Below are 2,226 nucleotides of genomic sequence, written 5' to 3' on the forward strand. Positions count from 1 at the left end.
TCGCGACCAGCGTCCAGCGCTTCATCGAGCAGGCCGCCGCCGACCCGGCCGTCCTCGCCATCAAGCAGACCCTGTACCGCACCTCGGGCGACTCCCCGATCATCGACGCCCTGATCGAGGCGGCGCAGGCCGGCAAGCAGGTGCTGGCCCTCGTGGAGATCAAGGCCCGCTTCGACGAGCAGGCCAACATCACCTGGGCCCGCAAGCTCGAGCAGGCCGGCGTGCACGTCGTCTACGGGATCGTGGGGCTCAAGACCCACTCCAAGCTCTCCCTCGTGGTCCGCCAGGAGACGGACGGCCTGCGCCGCTACTGCCACGTCGGCACGGGCAACTACCACCCCAAGACCGCGCGGCTCTACGAGGACCTCGGCCTGCTGACCGCCGACCCGGAGGTGGGCCAGGACCTCACCAAGCTGTTCAACCAGCTCTCCGGCTGGGCGCCCAAGGCACGGTTCAGCCGGCTGCTCGTGGCCCCTCGCTCCGTGCGCTCCGGCCTCGTGGAGCGGATCGACCGCGAGCGGGCCAACCACCTCGCGGGCCTGCCGGCCTGGATCCGGTTCAAGGTCAACTCCGTGGTCGACGAGGCCATCATCGACGCGCTCTACCGCGCCTCGCAGGTCGGGGTCCCGGTGGACCTCGTCGTGCGCGGCATCTGCTCGGTCCGCCCAGGAGTCCCCGGCCTCAGCGAGTCGCTGCGCGTGCGGTCCATCCTCGGCAGGTTCCTCGAGCACGCCCGGGTGTTCTCGTTCGCCAACGGCGGCGGCGAGCCCGAGGTGTTCATCGGCTCCGCGGACCTCATGCACCGCAACCTCGACCGCCGCGTCGAGGCCCTGGTCCGCCTCGCCGACCCGGATCACGTCGCCGAGCTGCTCACCCTGCTGGACCTGTCCATGGACGACCGCACCTCGTCCTGGCACCTGGGTCCGGACGGCGAGTGGACCCGGCACCACCGCGGCCCCGACGGCGAGCCCCTGCGGGACCTGCAGGAGCACCTCATCGCCCGTCAGCGACGCCGGCCCACCCGGGACCGATGAGCACCACGGTCGACGCGCCGGCGGCACCCGCCCTCGTCCGTGCTGCCGGCGCCGTGCTGTGGCGCGAGCGCGCCGGCAGGCTCGAGGTCGCCCTCGTGCACCGCCCGCGATACCGGGACTGGTCCTGGCCCAAGGGCAAGCTGGACCCCGGCGAGTCGGTCGCGGCGGCGGCGGCGCGCGAGGTCGCGGAGGAGACGGGGATCGACGTCGTGCTCGGCGCGCCCCTGCCGATGCTGCGCTACCGGACGCCAGACGGCGCCGGCAAGCAGGTGCGGTACTGGGCCGCGCGGGCGGTGACGGACGACGACGACCCCGCTCTGGCGGCCCGCGCACCCGTCGCCCCGGCACCGCTCAGCGAGATCGACGACGTCGTCTGGGTCGGCGCCCAGACGGCGTCGGAGCTGCTGACCCGCGTCACCGACCAGCGGCCGCTCACCGTGGTCCAGCAGCTGTGGACCGCGGGCCGTCTCGCCACGCGCGTGGTCGCGATCGCCCGGCACGCCCAGGCCCGCCCGCGGAGCCGGTGGGCCGGCGCGGAGGCGGACCGCCCGCTCACCCCGGCCGGCCGGGACCAGGCCGACGCGCTGGTCCCCGTGCTCGCGGCGTTCGGCATCCGGCACGTCGTGACGAGCCCGTGGGAGCGCTGCGCCAGCAGCGTCGCCCCCTACGCCGAGCGGGCCGGGCTGCCCGTGGAGTGCGTCGAGGCGCTCACCGAGGCCGAGCACCGCTCGGACCCGGCGCGGGCGGCCGCCGTCGTGGCCGAGCACCTCGGGCGGCCGAGGGACGCCGTGCTGGCCACGCACCGCCCGGTGCTGCCCACCGTCCTGGCCACCGTCGCGGGGTCCACCCGCCGCTGGACGCTCGGCCGGCTCCCGGCCACCGACCCCTACCTGCGCACCGGCGAGCTGCTCGTCGCGCACGTCACGGGGGCGGGCAACGGGGCGCGTGTCGTGGCCGTCGAGCACCACCGGCCGGTGCGTCAGCCGGACGGCGTCGGGCCCGACTGACGGACCCACCGGCCGCCGGCCACCTGCCCGCCGGCCACCTGCCCAGCGGCGCTCGACCCGGCGGGGCTCGACCCGGCGGGGCTCGACCCAGCGGGGCTCGACCCAGCGGGGCTCGACCCGGCGGGGCTCGACCCAGCGGCGCTCAGCCCAGCGGCGCTCGGCCCGGCGGGGCTCAGCCCAGGAGC

2 protein-coding genes are annotated in these 2,226 nt (G+C 75.9%); both read left to right on the forward strand.

Features of this window, described 5'->3' with window-relative positions; translation table 11 throughout:
• On the forward strand, positions 1 to 1,034 hold a 1,034-nt coding region (ppk1, locus tag PKY62_RS13135; protein WP_324537677.1), incomplete at its 5' end, for a polyphosphate kinase 1.
• The gene (locus tag PKY62_RS13140) at positions 1,031 to 2,041 is read left to right on the forward strand and encodes an NUDIX hydrolase (protein WP_324537679.1); all 1,011 of its coding nucleotides are present in this window, start codon (positions 1,031 to 1,033) and stop codon (positions 2,039 to 2,041) included. The genes ppk1 and PKY62_RS13140, both read left to right, overlap by 4 nt.
• Positions 2,042 to 2,226 lie beyond the last annotated feature (185 nt).

This window comes from Actinotalea sp. (assembly GCF_035443605.1).
In the GTDB taxonomy this organism is placed as follows: domain Bacteria; phylum Actinomycetota; class Actinomycetes; order Actinomycetales; family Cellulomonadaceae; genus Actinotalea.

Bases quoted from the DNA above. Each gene is read 5' to 3' on its own strand.
- PKY62_RS13140 (WP_324537679.1), top strand. From the start codon at position 1,031: ATGAGCACCACGGTCGACGCGCCGGCGGCACCCGCCCTCGTCCGTGCT.